Origin of the sequence: Streptomyces lunalinharesii (genome assembly GCF_039532155.1) — a bacterium.
Lineage (GTDB): Bacteria > Actinomycetota > Actinomycetes > Streptomycetales > Streptomycetaceae > Streptomyces > Streptomyces lunalinharesii.
In genome coordinates this window covers 147,704-165,700 of sequence record NZ_BAAARK010000007.1, presented here as the reverse complement: position 1 = coordinate 165,700, position 17,997 = coordinate 147,704, and the positions used below count along the sequence as shown (strand labels likewise).

At 74.1% G+C, this 17,997-nt stretch carries 18 protein-coding genes and 1 pseudogene; 13 read left to right on the top strand and 6 right to left on the bottom strand.

Annotation, left to right across the window (positions count from 1 at the left end):
- The first annotated feature begins 4 nt into the window (after window positions 1-4).
- A complete protein-coding gene (locus ABD385_RS14025; RefSeq protein WP_344575516.1) occupies window positions 5-1,405 on the top strand; it encodes a dipeptidase in 1,401 nt (466 codons plus the stop codon).
- Between the two features lie 75 nt (window positions 1,406-1,480).
- Window positions 1,481-2,416 (top strand): NAD(+) diphosphatase, encoded by a 936-nt coding sequence (gene nudC, locus ABD385_RS14020; protein WP_344575515.1) that lies wholly within the window; start codon window positions 1,481-1,483, stop codon window positions 2,414-2,416.
- A 117-nt stretch (window positions 2,417-2,533) separates the two neighbouring features.
- On the opposite strand, the gene ABD385_RS14015 is transcribed toward nudC, so the two are convergent.
- On the bottom strand, window positions 2,534-2,779 hold the full coding sequence (locus tag ABD385_RS14015; protein ID WP_344575514.1) for a mycoredoxin: 246 nt from the start codon (window positions 2,777-2,779) through the stop codon (window positions 2,534-2,536).
- Window positions 2,780-3,045: 266 nt separating this feature from the next.
- Here ABD385_RS14015 and ABD385_RS14010 point away from each other — a divergent pair, with 266 nt between their 5' ends.
- The 5 genes from ABD385_RS14010 to ABD385_RS13990 all read left to right on the top strand — a co-directional run bounded on the left by ABD385_RS14010 (window position 3,046) and on the right by ABD385_RS13990 (window position 6,886).
- Window positions 3,046-5,316, top strand: a complete 2,271-nt coding sequence (locus ABD385_RS14010; RefSeq protein WP_344575513.1) for an ATP-dependent DNA helicase UvrD2 — start codon at window positions 3,046-3,048, stop codon at window positions 5,314-5,316.
- Window positions 5,317-5,460: 144 nt separating this feature from the next.
- Window positions 5,461-5,787, top strand: coding sequence for a hypothetical protein (locus tag ABD385_RS14005; protein WP_344575512.1), 327 nt, complete (start codon window positions 5,461-5,463; stop codon window positions 5,785-5,787).
- Between the two features lie 119 nt (window positions 5,788-5,906).
- Window positions 5,907-6,257, top strand: a complete 351-nt coding sequence (locus ABD385_RS14000) for a WhiB family transcriptional regulator (RefSeq protein ID WP_344575511.1) — start codon at window positions 5,907-5,909, stop codon at window positions 6,255-6,257.
- Window positions 6,254-6,571 (top strand): hypothetical protein, encoded by a 318-nt coding sequence (locus tag ABD385_RS13995; RefSeq protein WP_344575510.1) that lies wholly within the window; start codon window positions 6,254-6,256, stop codon window positions 6,569-6,571. The genes ABD385_RS14000 and ABD385_RS13995 overlap by 4 nt, the downstream gene beginning before the upstream one ends.
- 114 nt (window positions 6,572-6,685) lie before the next feature.
- Window positions 6,686-6,886: a hypothetical protein gene (locus ABD385_RS13990; protein WP_344575509.1), complete on the top strand. Its 201-nt coding sequence runs from the start codon at window positions 6,686-6,688 to the stop codon at window positions 6,884-6,886.
- Between the two features lie 3 nt (window positions 6,887-6,889).
- Here ABD385_RS13990 and ABD385_RS13985 read toward each other — a convergent pair whose 3' ends face one another.
- Both ABD385_RS13985 and ABD385_RS13980 read right to left on the bottom strand, forming a co-directional pair.
- Complete coding sequence (locus ABD385_RS13985) at window positions 6,890-8,356, bottom strand: ABC1 kinase family protein (protein WP_344575508.1); 1,467 nt, start codon at window positions 8,354-8,356, stop codon at window positions 6,890-6,892.
- A 34-nt stretch (window positions 8,357-8,390) separates the two neighbouring features.
- The gene (locus ABD385_RS13980; protein WP_344575507.1) at window positions 8,391-9,530 is read right to left on the bottom strand and encodes a ThiF family adenylyltransferase; all 1,140 of its coding nucleotides are present in this window, start codon (window positions 9,528-9,530) and stop codon (window positions 8,391-8,393) included.
- Between the two features lie 186 nt (window positions 9,531-9,716).
- On the opposite strand from ABD385_RS13980, the gene ABD385_RS13975 reads away from it, so the two are divergent.
- Window positions 9,717-10,328 (top strand): M48 metallopeptidase family protein, encoded by a 612-nt coding sequence (locus ABD385_RS13975; RefSeq protein ID WP_344575506.1) that lies wholly within the window; start codon window positions 9,717-9,719, stop codon window positions 10,326-10,328.
- A 114-nt stretch (window positions 10,329-10,442) separates the two neighbouring features.
- Window positions 10,443-11,591, top strand: a pseudogene (locus tag ABD385_RS13970) (TerD family protein); the annotation flags it as partial.
- A gap of 258 nt (window positions 11,592-11,849) precedes the next feature.
- On the opposite strand, the gene ABD385_RS13965 reads toward ABD385_RS13970, so the two are convergent.
- Both ABD385_RS13965 and ABD385_RS13960 read right to left on the bottom strand, forming a co-directional pair.
- Window positions 11,850-12,395, bottom strand: a complete 546-nt coding sequence (locus ABD385_RS13965; protein WP_344575505.1) for an NUDIX hydrolase — start codon at window positions 12,393-12,395, stop codon at window positions 11,850-11,852.
- A complete protein-coding gene (locus ABD385_RS13960) occupies window positions 12,392-13,861 on the bottom strand; it encodes a zinc-dependent metalloprotease (protein WP_344575504.1) in 1,470 nt (489 codons plus the stop codon). The genes ABD385_RS13965 and ABD385_RS13960 overlap by 4 nt, the downstream gene beginning before the upstream one ends.
- A gap of 190 nt (window positions 13,862-14,051) precedes the next feature.
- Between ABD385_RS13960 and ABD385_RS13955 the strand changes: the two genes are divergently transcribed.
- The 4 genes from ABD385_RS13955 to ABD385_RS13940 all read left to right on the top strand — a co-directional run bounded on the left by ABD385_RS13955 (window position 14,052) and on the right by ABD385_RS13940 (window position 17,386).
- The gene (locus ABD385_RS13955; RefSeq protein ID WP_344575503.1) at window positions 14,052-15,200 is read left to right on the top strand and encodes an SDR family oxidoreductase; all 1,149 of its coding nucleotides are present in this window, start codon (window positions 14,052-14,054) and stop codon (window positions 15,198-15,200) included.
- Window positions 15,201-15,341: 141 nt separating this feature from the next.
- Complete coding sequence (locus tag ABD385_RS13950; protein WP_344575502.1) at window positions 15,342-15,821, top strand: molybdenum cofactor biosynthesis protein MoaE; 480 nt, start codon at window positions 15,342-15,344, stop codon at window positions 15,819-15,821.
- Between the two features lie 183 nt (window positions 15,822-16,004).
- Entirely contained in the window at window positions 16,005-16,205 is a 201-nt protein-coding gene (locus ABD385_RS13945) for a hypothetical protein (protein ID WP_344575501.1), read from the top strand.
- 86 nt (window positions 16,206-16,291) lie between these two features.
- On the top strand, window positions 16,292-17,386 hold the full coding sequence (locus tag ABD385_RS13940; protein ID WP_344575500.1) for a YlbL family protein: 1,095 nt from the start codon (window positions 16,292-16,294) through the stop codon (window positions 17,384-17,386).
- A gap of 18 nt (window positions 17,387-17,404) precedes the next feature.
- Here the strand turns inward: ABD385_RS13940 and ABD385_RS13935 are convergent, their stop codons facing one another.
- Entirely contained in the window at window positions 17,405-17,959 is a 555-nt protein-coding gene (locus tag ABD385_RS13935) for a PPA1309 family protein (RefSeq protein ID WP_344575499.1), read from the bottom strand.
- Window positions 17,960-17,997 lie beyond the last annotated feature (38 nt).

Sequence of the window (17,997 nt, the reverse complement as noted above, 5' to 3'; positions counted from 1 at the left end):
GCGTATGAGCACCACCCCGGACAACGCCGTCCGCGCGTACCTCGCCGACCACCGCGCCGCCTTCCTCGACGACCTCGCGCAGTGGCTGCGCATCCCCTCCGTCTCCGCCGACCCGGACCGCACCGCGGACGTGCGCCGCAGCGCCGACTGGCTCGCCGCCAAGCTCGCGCAGACCGGCTTCCCGGTGACCGAGGTGTGGGAGACCGAGGGACTGCCCGCGGTGTTCGCCGAGTGGCCCTCCGGGGACCCGACCGCCCCGACGGTGCTCGTCTACGGCCACCACGACGTCCAGCCGGCCGCCCGGGAGGACGGGTGGCACACCGACCCCTTCGAGCCGGTGACCGTCGACGGCCGCCTCTACGCGCGCGGCGCCGCCGACGACAAGGGCCAGGTCTTCTTCCACACCCTGGGCGTCCGGGCCCACCTCGCCGCGACCGGCCGGACGGCCCCGGCCGTCAACCTCAAGCTGCTCGTCGAGGGTGAGGAGGAGTCCGGCTCCCCGAACTTCCCGGCCCTGATCACCGCCCGCGCCGACCGCCTGGCCTGCGACGCGGTGATCGTCTCCGACACCGGCATGTGGGCCGAGGACACCCCCACGGTCTGCACCGGCATGCGCGGACTGACGGACTGTCAGATCGATCTGTACGGCCCCGACCAGGACATCCACTCCGGCTCGTTCGGCGGCGCGGTGCCCAACCCGGCCACCGAGGCGGCCCGGCTCGCCGCCGCGCTGCACGACGCCGACCGTCGGGTCGCGATCCCCGGCTTCTACGACGGGGTGGTCGAACTCACCGACCGCGAGCGGGAGCTCTTCGCCGAGCTGCCCTTCGACGAGGAGCGCTGGCTGGCGACCGCGCACTCGCACGCCACCCTCGGCGAGCGCGGCACCACCACGCTGGAGCGCATCTGGGCCCGCCCGACCGCCGAGGTCAACGGCATCGGCGGCGGCTACCAAGGCCCCGGCGGCAAGACCATCGTGCCGGCCGCCGCCCAGCTGAAGCTCTCCTTCCGCCTGGTCGCCGGCCAGGACGCCGAGGCCGTCCAGCAGACGGTCCGGGCCTGGGTCGCCGACCGGCTGCCGGCCGGCATCCGGCACGAGATCACCTTCTGGGGCGCCACCCGCCCCTGCCTCACCCCGCTCGACCACCCGGCGCTGCAGTCCGTGACCCGCGCCATGGGTCGGGCCTTCGAGACGGAGATCCGCTACACCCGCGAGGGCGGTTCGGGTCCGGCGGCCGACCTCCAGGACGTCCTCGGCGTCCCGGTCCTCTTCCTGGGTATCTCGGTGCCCTCCGACGGCTGGCACGCCCCGAACGAGAAGGTCGAACTCGACCTGCTCATGAAGGGCGTCGAGACCGCCGCCTACCTCTGGGGCGACCTGGCGGACGCCTGGCGTCCGTCCTGACCCGCGCCCACCGCCGTACCGCTCCGCGCCCGCACGCAGCAATCACCCACGCCATAGGGGGAGTTGGAAACAGTAGTGACCACCTGGACCGACCGCACGGCCGACCGGCCGATCACCTTCAGCGCGCCGAGCGGAATTGACCGCTCCGCCCACCACCGGCTCGACGAGGCATGGCTGGCGGCGGCCTGGAGCCACCCGACGACGCGCGTCTTCGTCGTGTCCGGGGGCCAGGCGCTGATCGACGACACCCCTGACGGCCGCACCGAACTGATCATGACGCCCTCCTTCGAGGCGCCGCTGACCGAGGCCCACCGCTACTACCTCGGCACCGACGAGGACGGCGTCAGCTACTTCGCCCTCCAGAAGGACGCGCTGCCCGGCCGCCTGGACCAGTCCGCCCGCGCCGCCGGCCTCCGCGAGGCCGGCCTGCTGCTCTCCCCCCGGGACGCCGGCCTCCTCGTCCACGCCGTGGCCCTGGAGAACTGGCAGCGGATGCACCGCTTCTGCTCCCGCTGCGGCGAGCGGACCATGATCGCGGCCGCCGGCCACATCCGCCGCTGCCCGGCCTGCGGCGCCGAGCACTACCCGCGCACCGACCCGGCCGTGATCATGCTCGTCACCGACGACCAGGACCGCGCCCTGCTCGGCCGCCAGGTGCACTGGCCCGAGGGCCGCTTCTCCACCCTGGCGGGCTTCGTCGAGCCGGGCGAGTCCATCGAGCAGTCGGTCGCCCGGGAGGTCTTCGAGGAGGCCGGGGTCGTCGTCGGCGAGGTCGAGTACGTCGCCAGCCAGCCCTGGCCCTTCCCGTCCAGCCTGATGCTGGGCTTCATGGCCCGCGCCACCTCCGCCGAGATCCAGGTGGACGGCGAGGAGATCGAGGAGGCCCGGTGGTTCTCCCGGGACGACCTCAGCGCCGCCTTCGCCTCCGGCGAGGTCATGCCGCCCTACGGCATCTCCATCGCGGCGCGGCTGATCGAGCGCTGGTACGGGCAGCCGCTGCCCAAGCCGTGACCCGTGCGGCCCGGGGCGCGGTGGGCACCGCACCCCGGGCCGGCGGACGGCACTGGGCCGTCGGCCGGCTCCCTCACGGACCGGCCGACGGCCCCGCTCCGGCGGAGCGCCCGGCCCTCAGGCCGCGGCCACCTTCTCCTTGACCTGCGCCAGGGACGGGTTGGTCAGCGTCGTGCCGTCGGCGAAGAGCACGGTCGGCACCGTCTGGTTGCCGCCGTTGGCCTTCTCGACGAACGCCGCGGACTCCGGGTCGTGCTCGATGTTGACCTCGGTGTACGCAATGCCCTCGCGGTCCATCTGGCCCTTCAGCCGACGGCAGTAGCCGCACCAGGTCGTGCTGTACATCGTCACAGTGCCCGCCATGCGTCCCGCGCTCCTTAGCTCGGTGTTGATCGTGATCAGGTGCCACGTGCGTCGCTGCGACGCCGTGGCACTGCTGTCCACAACGTCCACCGGCCCCGGACCATTCCCGGCCGTCCGGTCGGCCGCCCGCCGGCCCCCACCACCGTCCCTCGACCGGTCCCCACCTGGCCTCCGACCGTCCCCAGCCGGGCCCGCCGGTACGACCGGCCCCCGGGTGCTGTGGACGGTTTTCCCGGGTGCGCCCGCGGACCTGGCAGCATGGCGGGGTGACAGCAGCAACGGACGCCACTCTCTTCCCGCAGGTTCCGGGCGGCTCTCCCCACGCGGTTCCGCCGAGCGGGGCCGACGCGGTGCTCCAGGGGCTCGACCCCGAGCAGCGGGAGGTCGCCACGGCCCTGCACGGACCGGTGTGCGTCCTGGCCGGCGCCGGCACCGGCAAGACCCGCGCGATCACCCACCGCATTGCCTACGGCGTCCAGGCCGGCATCCTGCAGCCCGCCAGCGTGCTCGCGGTCACCTTCACCGCCCGCGCCGCCGGCGAGATGCGCGGCCGGCTCCGGCAGCTGGGTGCGGCCGGCGTCCAGGCCCGCACGTTCCACTCCGCGGCCCTGCGCCAGCTCCAGTTCTTCTGGCCCCGGGCGGTCGGCGGCGAGCTGCCGCGGCTGCTGGACCGCAAGGGCCCGCTGATCGCCGAGGCCGCCGCCCGCTGCCGCCTCCGCCTCGACCGCAACGAGCTGCGCGATGTCACCGGCGAGATCGAGTGGGCCAAGGTCACCCAGACGGTGCCCGCCGACTATCCGGCCGCCGCCGCCAAGGCAGGCCGCGAGGCGCCCCGCGACCCCGCCGAGATCGGGCAGATATACGCCACGTACGAACAGCTCAAGCGGGACCGCGGCACCATCGACTTCGAGGACGTGCTGTTGCTCACGGTCGGCGTGCTCCAGGACCGGCACGACATCGCCGAGCAGGTCCGCGCCCAGTACCAGCACTTCGTCGTCGACGAGTACCAGGACGTCAGCCCGCTCCAGCAGCGGCTGCTGGAGCTGTGGCTCGGCGAGCGCGACACCCTGTGCGTGGTCGGCGACGCCAGCCAGACGATCTACAGCTTCACCGGCGCCACCCCCGACCACCTCCTGGACTTCCGGGTCCGCCATCCGCACGCCACGGTCGTCAAGCTCGTCCGCGACTACCGCTCCACCCCCCAGGTCGTCCACCTCGCCAACGGGCTGCTCTCCCGGGCCCGGGGCCGCGCCGCCGAGCACCGCCTGGAGCTGGTCTCGCAGCGCGAGCCGGACACCGAACCGGTCTTCACCGAGTACGGCGACGAGCCCACCGAGGCCGAGGGCACCGCCCGCCGGATCCGCGAGCTGATCGCCTCCGGCGTACCGGCCAGCGAGATCGCCGTCCTCTTCCGCATCAACGCCCAGTCCGAGGTCTACGAGCAGGCCCTCGCCGACGCCGACGTGCCCTACCAGCTGCGCGGCGCCGAGCGGTTCTTCGAACGGCCCGAGGTCCGCGAGGCCGGCGTCAAGCTCCGCGGCGCGGCCCGCTTCGGCGGCAACGACACCCTGCTCGCCGGCGCCGCCGACCTGCCCTCCGAGGTGCGCGCGGTGCTCAGCGACACGGGCTGGACCGACCGGCCGCCGGCCGGCTCCGGCGCGGCCCGCGACCGCTGGGAGTCGCTCGCCGCCCTGGTCCGGCTCGCCGAGGACTTCGCCCGGGCCCGCCCCGCCGCCACCCTCGCCGACCTCGTCGCCGAACTGGACGAGCGGGCCGCCGCCCAGCACGCCCCCACCGTCGAGGGCGTCACCCTCGCCTCGCTGCACGCCGCCAAGGGCCTGGAGTGGGACGCGGTCTTCCTGGTCGGCCTCACCGAGGGCATGCTGCCGATCCACCACGCCCGCACCGACGAGCAGGTCGAGGAGGAGCGCCGGCTGCTCTACGTCGGCATCACCCGCGCCCGCCGCCACCTGGCGCTGTCCTGGTCGCTGGCCCGCTCGCCCGGCGGGCGGCCGGTGCGCAGCGCCAGCCGCTTCCTCGACGGCCTGCGGCCCGGCACCGGCACGGCCCGCCGCCGCACCGCCGGGCTGCTCACCGGCGGCATCGAGCGCGGCGGCAGCGCCCCGGTGGCCGCCGGCCGGCCACCGCGCGCGCACCGCAGCCCGGCCCGCTGCCGGGTCTGCAACCGCACGCTGACCGATCCCGGCGAGATGAAGCTGATGCGCTGCGAGGGCTGCCCCTCGGAGCTCGACGAGGCGCTCTACGAGCGGCTGCGGGACTGGCGCGCCGAGCAGGCCGCGCACACCCGCCAGCCCGCCTACTGCGTCTTCACCGACAAGACCCTGATGGCCATCGCCGAGGCCGTCCCGACGGCCGCCGAGGAGCTGGCCGTCATCCCCGGCGTGGGCCGCCGCAAGCTCGACCGCTTCGGCACCGACGTACTGGCGCTCTGCGCCGGTGAGGAGCCCGGTGCACAGCCCGGCGGGGACCGCGCGCAGGGGCCCGACGGTGCCGCGGAAAACTCGTCGGAAAAATAGTTTGCGCGCGCGGAGCGCATCCCCATAGCCTCTCGGAAGCAGCGGAAACACCGGAACTTCCGGGATCCGATGATTCCGTGCTGTACTTGAACGCCCCGGATCGGGTTCTCCCGATCCCCTAGACGCCGAGAGGAGGCGAGCCCAGTGATCAGCTTCATCGAGACCAACAAAATGACCGATCTCTCGGTCGTCGCCCCCTGCGCTCCTGGCGTCTCGCTTCTTGGTACCGGTCTGTCCGGCTCCGGCCGTCTCTCCGGTACCGAGGTCGCGCGTTTCGACGCCCTCGCCGTCCTGACGGCGGGCGAGCCGATCGTGCGACCGACCGAGGCACCCGCGGCAGCGGTGGCGACGGCACGGGCGAATGCCTTTGCCTTCGCGACGGCGGCCAACGGTGCCGAACCCCGGAAGTACCAGTCGCAGCATGACATGTGGGCCTACCGCGGCCTCGAACCCTGGAGAGATCCAGCCTGATCGGCGATCAGGTCGGCACCTTCCAGGGCCGCGGAACCCCTACCGGGATCCGCGGTCCTTTTGTTTTGCCCAACGTGCCCGCCACCAGCCGGGCCGGAACAGACGAGGAACACACCGCCGTGCAACTCCAGACGCACACCCCGTCCGCCACCGACCTGATCCCTCCGCCAGACCTCCAGGAGAACCCCTTGCTGCCCCTCACCGAGCTCGACGACGAGATCGACCGCCTCGGCACCTCCGTCCCCTGCCGCACCTACGACCCCGAGGTCTTCTTCGCGGAGTCCCCGGCCGATGTCGAGTACGCCAAGACGCTGTGCCAGACCTGCCCGGTGCGGGACGCCTGCCTGGCCGGCGCCAAGGACCGCCGCGAGCCGTGGGGCGTGTGGGGCGGCGAGCTCTTCGTGCAGGGCGTCGTCGTGCCGCGGAAGCGTCCGCGGGGCCGTCCGCGCAAGAACCCGGTCGTGGCATGAACACCGCGCGCACAGGAACGATCGACCGTCCCGTCACCCGGGACCCCCAGAAGCAGGACCCCACGATGAACCCGTCTTTCACCGACACCACCGCACCCACGAACGTCAGCGCGATCGAGTCGCGTCAGAACAGGAACCTCGCCATGCAACTCATGCCAGAAGCCCTGGCCAGGGCCCACGTGGAACAACGCCTTTCGGAAGCCGAGTCCCAACGCAGAGGACATCGGCTCGCGGCCGCGCGGCGGATGCAGCGGCGCGCCGAGCGCGCGTCGCTGCGCGCCCGCCGGGCGCTGGCCATGGCCGTGATGCAGTGACCGGGCGGACCCGCACCGCGCACTGAGCCCGTCAGCACCGCGGGGCCCGTCCGACCGGACGGGCCCCGCAGTGCGTTGCGTCCCGCTTCACGGCTCTTGCGGGGATATCGTCGGATGGTGGACCAGAAGACGCAGCAACAGGCGGAGTTCACCTCCGACGGCACGGAGTGCACGCGCTGCGGCGCGGTGGCCGAGGGCACCCCGCCGACGTGGACCTGCTCGGTCGAGAACGGCGAGCGCCGGTACTTCTGCGACCGCTGTGCCCGGGACCACATCCGCGCCATCGAAGGCCGGCTGGATTCCAGCTGGTGGTGAGGGTCAGGCCGGACTCTCCGCCGGACTGCCGGCGGAGTCCGCCGCATCCGCCGAGGCGCCCCCTTCCGGCGTGCCGTCGTCCGCCTCGTCGTGGTCCGCGGCGTCGTCGTCCGTCGCGTCCGCCTCGGCTGCGACGGACACGAACCCCGGCATCCACGCCTCCAACTCCGCGCGCAGCCGCACCGTAGCCCCCAACTGACACAGCACCCCGATGGTGCTCAACGTCACACGGTGTATCAGGAGATAGGCGGGCGGCAGGTTGAGCTGCTTGCCCAACTGGTGCGCGGGGGAGCGCGGATCACCGATCCGGGCCGCCTGCCGCCGCATCCAGCCCCGGGTGAAGGTGAACGCGTCCAGCTGCGCGGGCTCGATGATCGGCAGCAGGTACTCCAGCACCGCGTCCGGCTCCAGCGCGATGGACTCCTTGACGAAGCCCTCCTCGCACAGCATGCGGTAGACCGCGTCCGCCTCGCCGTCCAGCGCCATCCGCAGCGAGCTGCCGATCGTCGGCGGCAGCCCGTCCGGCAGCCGGTCGACGGTGCCGAAGTCCAGCACGCCCAACCGCCATTCGGCCACCGGGCCGTCCGGCGTCCCCCCGGGCAGCAGACGGAAGTTGCCCGGATGCGGGTCGGCGTGCAGCAGGCCGGTGCGCGCCGGACCGGAGAAGAGGAAGTGCGCCAGCAGCTGCCCGGCGCGGTCGCGCTCCTCCTCGGTGCCGTCGGCGATCACCTCGGACAGCGGCACCCCCTCAAGCCACTCCGTCACCAGCACCTGGTCGCTCTGGTGCACCACGGCCGGCACCACCACGTCCGGGTCGCCGGCGAACTCCGCGGCGTGTGCCCGCTGGGCCTCGGCCTCCAGGGCGTAGTCCAGCTCTTCGGAGACCCGGTCGCGCAGCTCGGTGATGAGCGGCTTGACGTCCATGCCAGGGATCAGTGGTCCGAGCAGCCGCGCGAACCGGCTGAGCTGCGTCAGGTCCGACAGCAGCGCCGCGCCGGCCCCCGGATACTGCACCTTGACGGCCACCTCGCGACCGTCGTGCCACACCGCCCGGTGCACCTGCCCGATCGACGCCGCAGCGGCCGGCTTGTCCTCGAACTCCTCGAACAGCTCCCGCCAGTCCGCGCCGAGCCGCTCGGCCAACACGGCGTGCACGGTGCTGGTCGGCAGCGGCGGGGCCGCTTCCTGGAGCTTGGTCAGGGCCGCGCGGTAGGGACCGGCGACCTCCTCGGGCAGCGCCGACTCGAAGACGGACAGCGCCTGCCCGAACTTCATCGCACCGCCCTTCAACTCGCCGAGCACCTTGAACAGCTGCTCCGCGGTGCGCTGTTGGAGCTCCCGGCCGACGATCTCGGCGGACTTGCCGCCGATCCGTTTGCCCAGGCCCCAGGTGGCGCGGCCGGCGAACCCCAGTGGCAGCGCGGCCAGCTTGGCGGTGCGGGTGACCGCCTTGCGGGGAAGATCAGACATGCGCCCCTCCAACTCACACCGTCCCCTACCGGGGTTACCCCGTCATTGTTGCGTGTCGCGGCCGAGGATCCGAGGTGTCGGCGGTGCCCCGTCCACCGGCGGCGCCGCAGCCGCAAGCGGGATGCGGGGCGATCCGCACCGTCCGCACGCCCGCGCACGGCAACGGCAGCTCCATCCGCGCCCCGGTGCACGGCGGCGGCTCGCCGTCGAGGAACGCCAGCGCCTGGACGGCGGCGAGCCCCGCGACCGCCGTCGCCAGCGCCGCGTCGCAGGCCGGTACCGCCGGTGTGCCGCGGCCCGAACGCCACTGCGCCAGCAGCCGCGGCCAGGCCGGCTCGGCGTCCGTACGGCGGAGTTGGTCGCAGCCGGCGCAGGCCGAGACGCCGGGCACCACGAGCGGGCCCACCACCCCGGTGCCCTCCAGCACCCCCGCGTAGAGGTGCGGGACGCCGGCGGCGAGCAGCGGCTCCGCGAGCACCGGGTCGGGGGCGTACGCGCCGAGGCCGTCGCGCGGGGCGAGCACCAGGAGGCAGACGCCCGGCTCGCCGGCCTCGGTGACCGGGCCGGCGGGCCGGGGCCGTCGGCTCCACGGGGCGGACTCCCGGACCAGCCGCTCGGCGGCCGCGGCCCGCCGCTCGCCGATCTGGCCGGGGGTCGGCCCGCCCGGGACCACGTCCCACGGCGCGACCGTGCCGCCGTCCACCACGTCCACCCGGCCGACCCCCGAGGCGGACAGCAGCGCCGCGACCTGGGCGCCGACCCGCCCGGCCCCCTTGACCTTCACCCGGACCGACCGGCGCGCCCCCAACTGCGCCAGCGGCCCCGCCGCCTCCGGGCGCTGCCGTACCGACAGGGCGGCCAGATCCGCCCGCAGCCGCTCGACGGCCCGGTCGTCGGCCCGCACGGCGCCGTTCGCCGGCCCGTCCGTCGCCGGTGCCTCCAGGAGCCCGGCCGCACCGAGCCGCGCCACCACCCCGCGCGCCCGCTCCGGCGTCACGTCCAGCGCCACGGCCGCGTCGAGCAGTTGCGACAGCGAGCGGGTGCCGTCGATCAACTCCAGGAAGCTGCCGGTCGCGAGGTCGACCGGGCCGACCACCCGGGCATGCGCCGGCGCCACCCCGAACCGCACCGTCTCCCGGTCCCGCCAGCCGCGCCGCAGCGCGGGCTTGAGCATCGGATGCACGTCATCCGCCCCCGTTCCGTCTCGTCCGGCCTCCAGCATGCGCCGGCCGGGAGCCGGCCCCGAAGTTATCCACAGGCGGGCCCGGAGTCGTACAAGCGGTGCACGCCGGGGGCGTTCAGGTGGCGAACCGTCCGCGGGTCGGGACTTCCCCCAGTGCCAGCGGGTAACGTCGGGCGCGTGCCCGCCGACCCTTCCCCGCGCGGATCCGGGGAGACGCCCCTGCGCCGCGCCGCCGACCGCCCGCGGCGGGCCGAGCCGAGCCCGCCGGCCCGCCCGGTCGAGGTGCGCCGCAGCAGCCGGCGACGCCGGACGGTCTCCGCGTACCGCGAGGGCGACCGCACCATCGTGCTGATCCCGGCCCGGATGTCGCAGGCCGAGGAACAGCGCTGGGTGTCGGTGATGCTGGACAAGCTCACTGCCCAGGAGAGCAAGCGGATGCTCGGCGACGGCGAGTTGGCCGAACGGGCCGAGCGGCTCTCCGGGCAGTACCTCGACGGCCGCGCCCGGCCGGCGTCGGTCCGCTGGGTCACCAACCAGAACACCCGCTGGGGATCGTGCACCCCGGCCGAGGGCAGCATCCGGCTGTCGCACCGCCTCCAGGGCATGCCGGAGTACGTCATCGACTACGTCCTGCTGCACGAGCTGGCGCACCTCCTCGTCCCCGGTCACGGGCCGGAGTTCTGGCGGCTGTTGGAGCCCTATCCGCGCACCGAACGGGCCCGTGGCTACCTCGAAGGCGTGGTGGCCGCCGACCGGCTGCCGCACCTGCCCGCCGCCCGCCGTCGCTGAACCACCGGCTCCGGCCCGTTCCCCGACGCGCCCCGCCACCGCGGACCGTCGGCGCCAGCCGTTAGCCTGGCGTGGGTAGGGATGCACTGCGAGAGCGGGGGAGGGGCGTTGCACATGGCCAGGGAGTTCCAGCGGGGCCACAAGGCCAGGCTCGCCGATCTGACGGCGGACCGGGACCTGTACGTCGGGGTGCAGATCGCCGGGCCCGGCCTGGCCTTCGACATCAGCTGCTTCGGCCTGGACGCCGACGAGCGGCTCTCCGACGACCGCTACTTCGTCTTCTACAACCAGCCCGCGGCCCCCGAGGACGCGATCCGGCTGCTCGACCCGCAGGCCGGCGACACCGCGTCCTTCCACGTCGCGCTCGACCGCCTCCCCTCGCAGGTCCGCAGGCTGACCTTCACCGCCTCCCTGGACGGCGAGGGGCAGATGGCGCAGGTCGGCCCCGGCTGCCTGCGCCTCGTGGCCGGTGGCCAAGAGGTGGCCCGGTACCCGTTCACCGGCGCCGAGTTCAGCACCGAGCGCGCCGTGATGCTCGGCGACCTCTACGTCAAGGACGTCTGGCGGTTCGCCGCGGTCGGTCAGGGGTTCGACGGCGGGTTGGAGGCGCTGCTGACGAACTTCGGCGGCGAGGTCCTGGAGGAGGACGCCGCCGGCCAGGCCCCGGCCGCGTCCGCCGCCGCGCGGGACGACGCCGACTTCACGCTGTCCCCGCCGGCCGCGGGGCCCGACCCGTCCGCCGCGCCGCCCGCCCTCGCCGCGCCGCCGGCCGTTCCGGCACCGCCCGCGCCGGTCGTCCCCGACCCGCGCGAGTTCGCGCCGCACCCTCCGCAGTCGACGCCGCCCCCGGTGCCGCAGCCGGCCGTCGCGCAGTCCCCGCAGTCCGCCGCCGCGCAGATCCACAGTGCGCCGACGGTCATCGCGCCGCTGGTCCCGCCCGGTGGCCAGGTGCCGCCCCCGGGACTCCAGGGGCCGCCGCCTCCGCCGCCCCCGCCGCCCGGCATCGGCGTACCGCCCCCGCCCCCGCCGTACGGCCAGGCGCCCGGCGGCTACCCGGCCGGTCAGCAGCCGCCCCCGCTGCCGCAGTACGGCCAACAGCCCCCGCAGTACGGCCAACAGCCGCCTCCGCCACCCCCGTACGGGCAGCAGCCCCCGCCGCCCCCGCCGTACGGGCAACAGCCTCCACCGGTGCCCCAGTACGGTCAGCAGCCGCCGCCGGTGCCGCAGTACGGCGCGCCGCAGGGGCCGCCCGTGCCGCTCCCGCCGCCCGCCGCGTACGGGCAGCCCGGCCAGCCGCCGCCGCCTGCCCCGTATGCCCCGAACGCCCCGTACCCGGCGCCGGGCGCGCCGTCTCCTGAGGACGGCGGCACGGGCCCGTGGCACCGTCCCGACGAGCCGGGAGCGCCCAGCGCACCGCACGGCCAACCGCCCCGAGGCTGACCCGCCCGGCCACCCGTCACGCATGCGGCCGGCGCCCGCCCCCAAGGAGGGGCGGGCGCCGGCCGCATGCGTGACGTCCGGTCAGGAAGAAGCCGCGGACAGCCGTGCCCGGGTGTCCGCCACCAGGCGCACCACCGACGCGTCGGCGACCGCGGGCACCTCGTCGTAGCGGAACCAGCGCAGGTCCAGCGACTCGTCGCTGATCTCCGCCACCGCATCGGCGGGCGCCAGCGCGGCGTACTGCACGTCGAGGTGGACCGCACAGGGCGTCTGGTGCCGGTCCAGGCGCACCGGCGCGCCGCCCAGCAGCGTCAGCCCGTGCGCGATCCCGGACTCCTCACGCGCCTCGCGCAGCGCCGCATCGGCCAACGAGGCGTCCTCGGGCTCGCAGTGACCGCCCATCTGGAGCCACATCTCCAACTTGCGGTGCAGGGTGAGCAGCACCCGCCCGCCGGCCGGGTCGATCACCAGCGCGCTGGCCGTGACGTGCCCGTCCTTGCACGGCTTCCACATGCCGTCCTGATGGGTCACGAGGTGGTCCAGGTAGGCCAGCCGCAGCTGCTCCTGGTCAGCCGACGGCGCGGGCCACTCCTTGAGCACCCGCGCCGCGTCCGCGTGCAGGCTCACTTGGCGCCGTCACCCTTGCCCTCGGCCGGCCCGTCCTCGGGGCCCTCGGCGGCGTCGTCCCCGGCCCGCTTGGTCAGGTCCGGGCCGCCGCCGCTCGCCGCCTCGCCCAGCATCTTGTCGAGCTCGGAGAAGTCCGCGTGCTCGTGGTGGACGAAGCCGTCCGGGTCGTCCAGGTCGGCCGCCGTCGGCAGCATGTCCGGGTGCTCCCACAGGCCGTCGCGGCCGTCCAGGCCCCGCGCGTCCGTCAGGGAGGCCCACAGTCGCGAGGCGTCGCGCAGCCGCCGCGGACGCAGCTGGAGCCCGATCAGGGTGGCGAAGGTCTGCTCGGCCGGGCCGCCGGTGGCCCGGCGCCGCCGCAGCGTCTCGCGGAGCTTGTCGGCGGACGGCAGGTGCGGCTTGGCGGCGGCGTGCACCACCGCGTCCACCCAGCCCTCGACGAGCGCCAGCGCGGTCTCCAGACGGGCCAGGGCGGCCTTCTGCTCCGGGGTGTCCTCGGGCTGGAACATGCCGCCCTGGAGGGCGTTCTGCAGCTCCTCGGGGTGCTGCGGGTCGATCTGGCCGACCATGTCCTCCAGCTTGGACGTGTCGACCTTGATGCCGCGCGCATAGCCCTCCACGGCACCGAAGAGGTGCGAGCGCAGCCACGGCACGTGGGAGAAGAGCCGCTGGTGGGCGGCCTCGCGCAGGGCGAGGTAGAGCCGCACCTCCTCCTCCGGGACTCCCAGTCCGGCGCCGAACGCCTTGACGTTCGCCGGCAGCAGCGCGGCCTTCCCGGCGGAACCCAGGGGCAGCCCGACGTCCGTCGAACCGACGACCTCGGAGGCCAGCACGCCCAGCGCCTGCCCGATCTGGGTGCCGAACATCGCGCCGCCCATGGAGCGCATCATCCCGAGCAGCGGGCCGGCCATGGCCTGCATCTCCTCGGGCAGCACGTCGCCCATCGCCAGACCGACCCGCTCGGCGAGCGGGTCGACCAGGTCCTTCCACACCGGCAGGGTCTCCTCGACCCACTCGGCGCGGCTCCAGGCCACCACCGAGCCGGCGCCCGATGGGAGCGACGTCACCCCGTCCAGCCACAGGTCCGCGAGCCGCACGGCGTCCTGGACGGCCGCGCGCTCACCGGAGGAGACGCTGGCGTCCTTGCTACCGTCCTCGGCACCCTGCGCGACGGTCTGGCGCGCGATGTCCTTGGCCATTTCCCAGTTCACCGGGCCGCCCTCGTAGGAGAGCATCTGACCGAGTCGCTGGAAGGCGGCGCCGAGGTCACCAGGGTTCATCTGGCCGCCGGGTCCCCCCATGCCGCCGAAGAGCGCCGCGAACGGGTTGTCCGCGCCGCCGCTCCCGCCGCCGAACCCGAAGGGGTTCGCGGGGCCCTGGCTACCTCCCTGGCCGCCCTTCTTCTCGCCGTTGTCGCCGTCCTCCGGCTCCTCCGGCGGAAGGCCGAATCCAAATGGGGTGTCACTCACGGGTTTCCTCGGCTCGTAGGGCCGCCGGCCCTACGCCGACGGCGGCTGCCCGACATCACCTCCAGCGTAGACACTCGCCCCGCCCTGGGGCTCGGTGCTTCGCTGTCCCGATGGCTGCGGCAGGATGGATGCCACCTGGTACGGACCCGTCCGACGCGCCCGTACTGAAGACAACCGCTGGAGACGCCCGGTGAGTTCCCCAGATCCGACCGTTCGCGCAGCGCGAAACGCTGCCGCCACAGCTGAACAGGCAGACCGCACCCCGGTCGACGCCGACCGGCCGCTGCGCCGTCCCGTCGTCGCCGTCACCGGCGCCGCCTCCGGGGTCGGCGCACTGCTCACCCGTGCCCTGGTCGCCTCCGACGAGGTCAAGCAGGTGGTGGCCATCGACGAACGGCCCGGCGACGTCCCCGAGGCGCTGTGGCACGTCCTCGACGTCCGCGACCCGGCCATCGCCGACAAACTGCGCGGAGTGGACGTCGTCGTCCACCTCGCCCTCGACCTCGACCTGGAGACCGACGCCACGGCCCGCACCGCCTACAACGTGCGCGGCACCCAGACGGTGCTGACCGCCGCCGCGGCCGCCGGCGTCCACCGGGTGGTGCTGTGCACCTCCGCCATGGTCTACGGGGCGCTGCCCGACAACGACGTCCCGCTCGCCGAGGACGCCGAGCTGCGTGCCACCGCCGACGCCACGGGGGTCGGCGACCTCCTGGAGATCGAGCACCTGGCCCACCGCGCCCCGCGCGCCCACCCGGGCCTGAACGTCACCGTGCTGCGCCCCGCCATCCTGGTCGGCGGCACCGACACCGCGCTGACCCGCTACTTCGAGTCGCCGCGCCTGCTGGTCGTCGCCGGGTCCCGTCCGGCCTGGCAGTTCTGCCACGTGGAGGACCTGGTCAGCGCCCTGGAGCACGCCGCCCTGGAGAAGGTCGAGGGCGAGCTGGCGGTGGGCTGCGACGGCTGGCTGGAGCAGGAGGAGGTCGAGGAGCTCTCCGGCATCCGGCGCATGGAGCTGCCGTCGTCGGTGGCGCTGGGCGCCGCCGCCCGGCTGCACCGGATCGGCCTGACGCCGTCGCCCGCCGGGGACCTCGCCTACACCATGCACCCCTGGGTGGTCAGCGGCAGCCGGCTGCACGACGCGGGCTGGCGGCCCCGGTGGACCAACGAGGAGGTCCTCGCCGAACTGCTGGAGGAGGTCGCCGGCCGGCACACGGTCGCCGGACGGCGCCTCGGCCGCAAGGACGCCACCGCCGCCGGCGCCGCCGGTGCCACCGTCGCCCTGCTGGGCACCGCGGCCCTGGTCCGCCGCGCCCGCAAGGCCCGCCGCCGCATCTGACGCCCCCCGGGCCGGCGTCCGGCAGGCCCGTGCGGCGGGCCCGGGAGGGCCGCGGACTGTACGAGCCTCCAAAACGGGCCCCCGGACGCCCGGTGGAAACGGCCATTCCCCAAGGGGTACCCGGTACGGCACGATGGGACCATGTCTGGCACGCACACCCCGCCGTCCATCCACCACGACCACCCTGGTGAGCAGGGCGCCGAGGACCCCATCCGGCTCCTGGAGATCCGCGACGGCGCGCTGTCCGTGGACGAGGTCTTCGCGGCCGTCGGGGACCGCGCGGCGGGCGGCACGGCACTCTTCGTCGGCACCGTCCGCTCGCACGACGGGGGCTCGGACGTCGACGGACTGGGCTATTCCGCCCATCCGACCGCGGCGGAGGAGCTGCGTCGGGTGGCCGAGAAGGTCGTCGCCGACTACCCGGTCCGCGCGCTGGCCGCCGTCCACCGGGTGGGCGATCTGGCCATCGGCGAGCTGGCCGTGGTCGTCGCGGTCTCCTGCCCGCACCGCGCCGAGGCGTTCGCCGCCTGCCGCAAGCTGATCGACGACCTCAAGCACGAGGTCCCCATCTGGAAGCACCAGACGTTCTCGGACGGCGCCGAGGAATGGGTCGGCGCCTAGGCACCGCCTTTGCGGGACGGCCGCCCGACGGTGCCGCGCGGCTGAACCGACGCCCCGGCTGCGGCCGAACCGGTACCCGAGCTTCCGGTTGCGTAACCGGCTCCCCGGCACCAGCGTTGACCTGGCAGATGGTTAATCTGCTTATTCGTCGATCGCGGGCGCACAAGGGGTAGGGAGGTCGCCATGGGAGCGCTGCTCTGGCTGCTGATTCCGGTGCTGGCCGGGCTGGTCGCCGCGCTGTGGAGCAGTTGGGCCATGCGCAACCGCCGGACCGGGGACGTCGCCGAGCTGGCGGGGTACGCCCGGTTCCGCGCGGCCATGGAGAAGCAGCACGCCGCGGCCGTCGCCCCGACCGTCCCCGAGCGCGTCTCGGACCCGGTCTGACGGCTGCCGGCACCCGGCCCGGCCGTCGGCCCCCGGACGGACGGCCCCGCGGGCCGGTTGTCATACCCGTCCCGTACTGTCGTTCCATGCCACGCCGCACCGCGACGCTGCTCGCCTCGACCCTGATGCTGATCGCGCTGCTCTGTGCCGGGGTGCTGATTCCCGTCCCGTACGCCGAGATGTCGCCGGGGCCGACGGTCAACACCCTCGGTGACCACAACGGCGAGCCGGTCCTGCAGATCTCCGGGCGGAAGACGTATCCGACGACCGGCAACCTCAACATGACGACGGTCCGGGTCACCGGGCCGGACTACAACATGAACCTCTTCGAGGCGGTCTACGGCTGGCTGGACCCGAGCAGCGCGGTGGTGCCGCACAAGACGCTCTACCCGGACGGCCAGACGGCCGAGCAGGCCGACCAGCAGAACGCCGAGGAGTTCTCCCAGTCCCAGGAGAGCGCCAAGGTCGCCGCGCTCCAGCAGCTGCACGTCCCGGTCGCCAGCCAGACCGTGGTGGGCGCCGTCGTCAAGGACAAGCCGGCCGACGGGCTGCTGCACGCCGGCGACGTGATCAAGGCGGTGGACGGCAAGACCGTCCAGCAGGCCGGCGACGTCGCCAAGCTCGTCACCCGGCACAAGCCGGGCGAGAAGGTGGTCTTCACCGTCATCCCGGCCAAGGACGCGGCCGCCGCGGAGAAGCAGGGCAAGCGGCCCGAGGGCCCCGAGAAGCAGGTCGCGATCACCACGGTGGCGGACGGCGGCCGTGCGGTGGTGGGCATCCAGGCCCAGGTGGACCACGTCTTCCCGTTCACCATCGACGTGAAGCTCGCCGACGTCGGCGGTCCGAGCGCCGGCCTGATGTTCGCGCTCGGCATCGTCGACAAGCTCACCCCGGGCGGGAACCTCACCGGCGGCAAGTTCGTCGCCGGCACGGGCACGATCGACGACCAGGGCAAGGTCGGCCCGATCGGCGGCATTTCGATGAAGACCATCGGCGCGCGGGACAAGGGCGCGGAGTTCTTCCTGACGCCCGCGGAGAACTGCGCGGCCGCCGCGAAGGACACCCCCAGCGGCCTGAAGCTGGTCAAGGTCGGCACCATAGGGGACGCGGTCAAGGCGCTGGAGAAGATCCGCAACCACGACACCGCCGGCCTGCCGAGCTGTAGCCCGGCAGGCCGGTAGCGGCGCCGCCGTCGGCGACTACTCCTCGAAGGTCGCCGACAGTGCGTCCGCGAGGCCGGGGACCAGCGCCTTGCCGGTGAGCACCTCGGAGGTGGAGTCCTTCTCGCGCAGGCGCAGCGCCGATTCGCGGGAGCCGTCCCGGAGGACGGCCACCGTCATCCGCACCTCCTGGCGCTCGGGGTGTTCGGCGACCCACTTGGCGAGCTGCTTCTCGGACATGCCCGCCGGTTCGGCCTCCTCGGCGGACGGCGGGAGCATCAGCCGCTCCACGGCCAGTGCGCAGCCGACGACGGCGTCCGGCCAGGCGATGGTGGCGAGGAACTCGTCCAGCGGCGCGCCGGCCGGGATCTCGTCCTGCTCGATGGGGGTCAAGGACGCGCCGACGGAGTCGTCGATGCCCAGTTGGGCGGCGAGCGAGGGCTCCTGAGCACGGAGCTTCACGGTGTCGACGAGGGCGAACAAACGGGCGGGCTGGTCCCAGCCGAGCCCGGCGGTGTACTCGTCGATTTCGAGCACCGCACGGGTCAGGGGGTCGCCGGCGAGGGGGGTGCCGTCAACGGGGAGGTTGGTCATGCCCAACATCGTGCCTTGTACACCCCGGAAATCGGGAA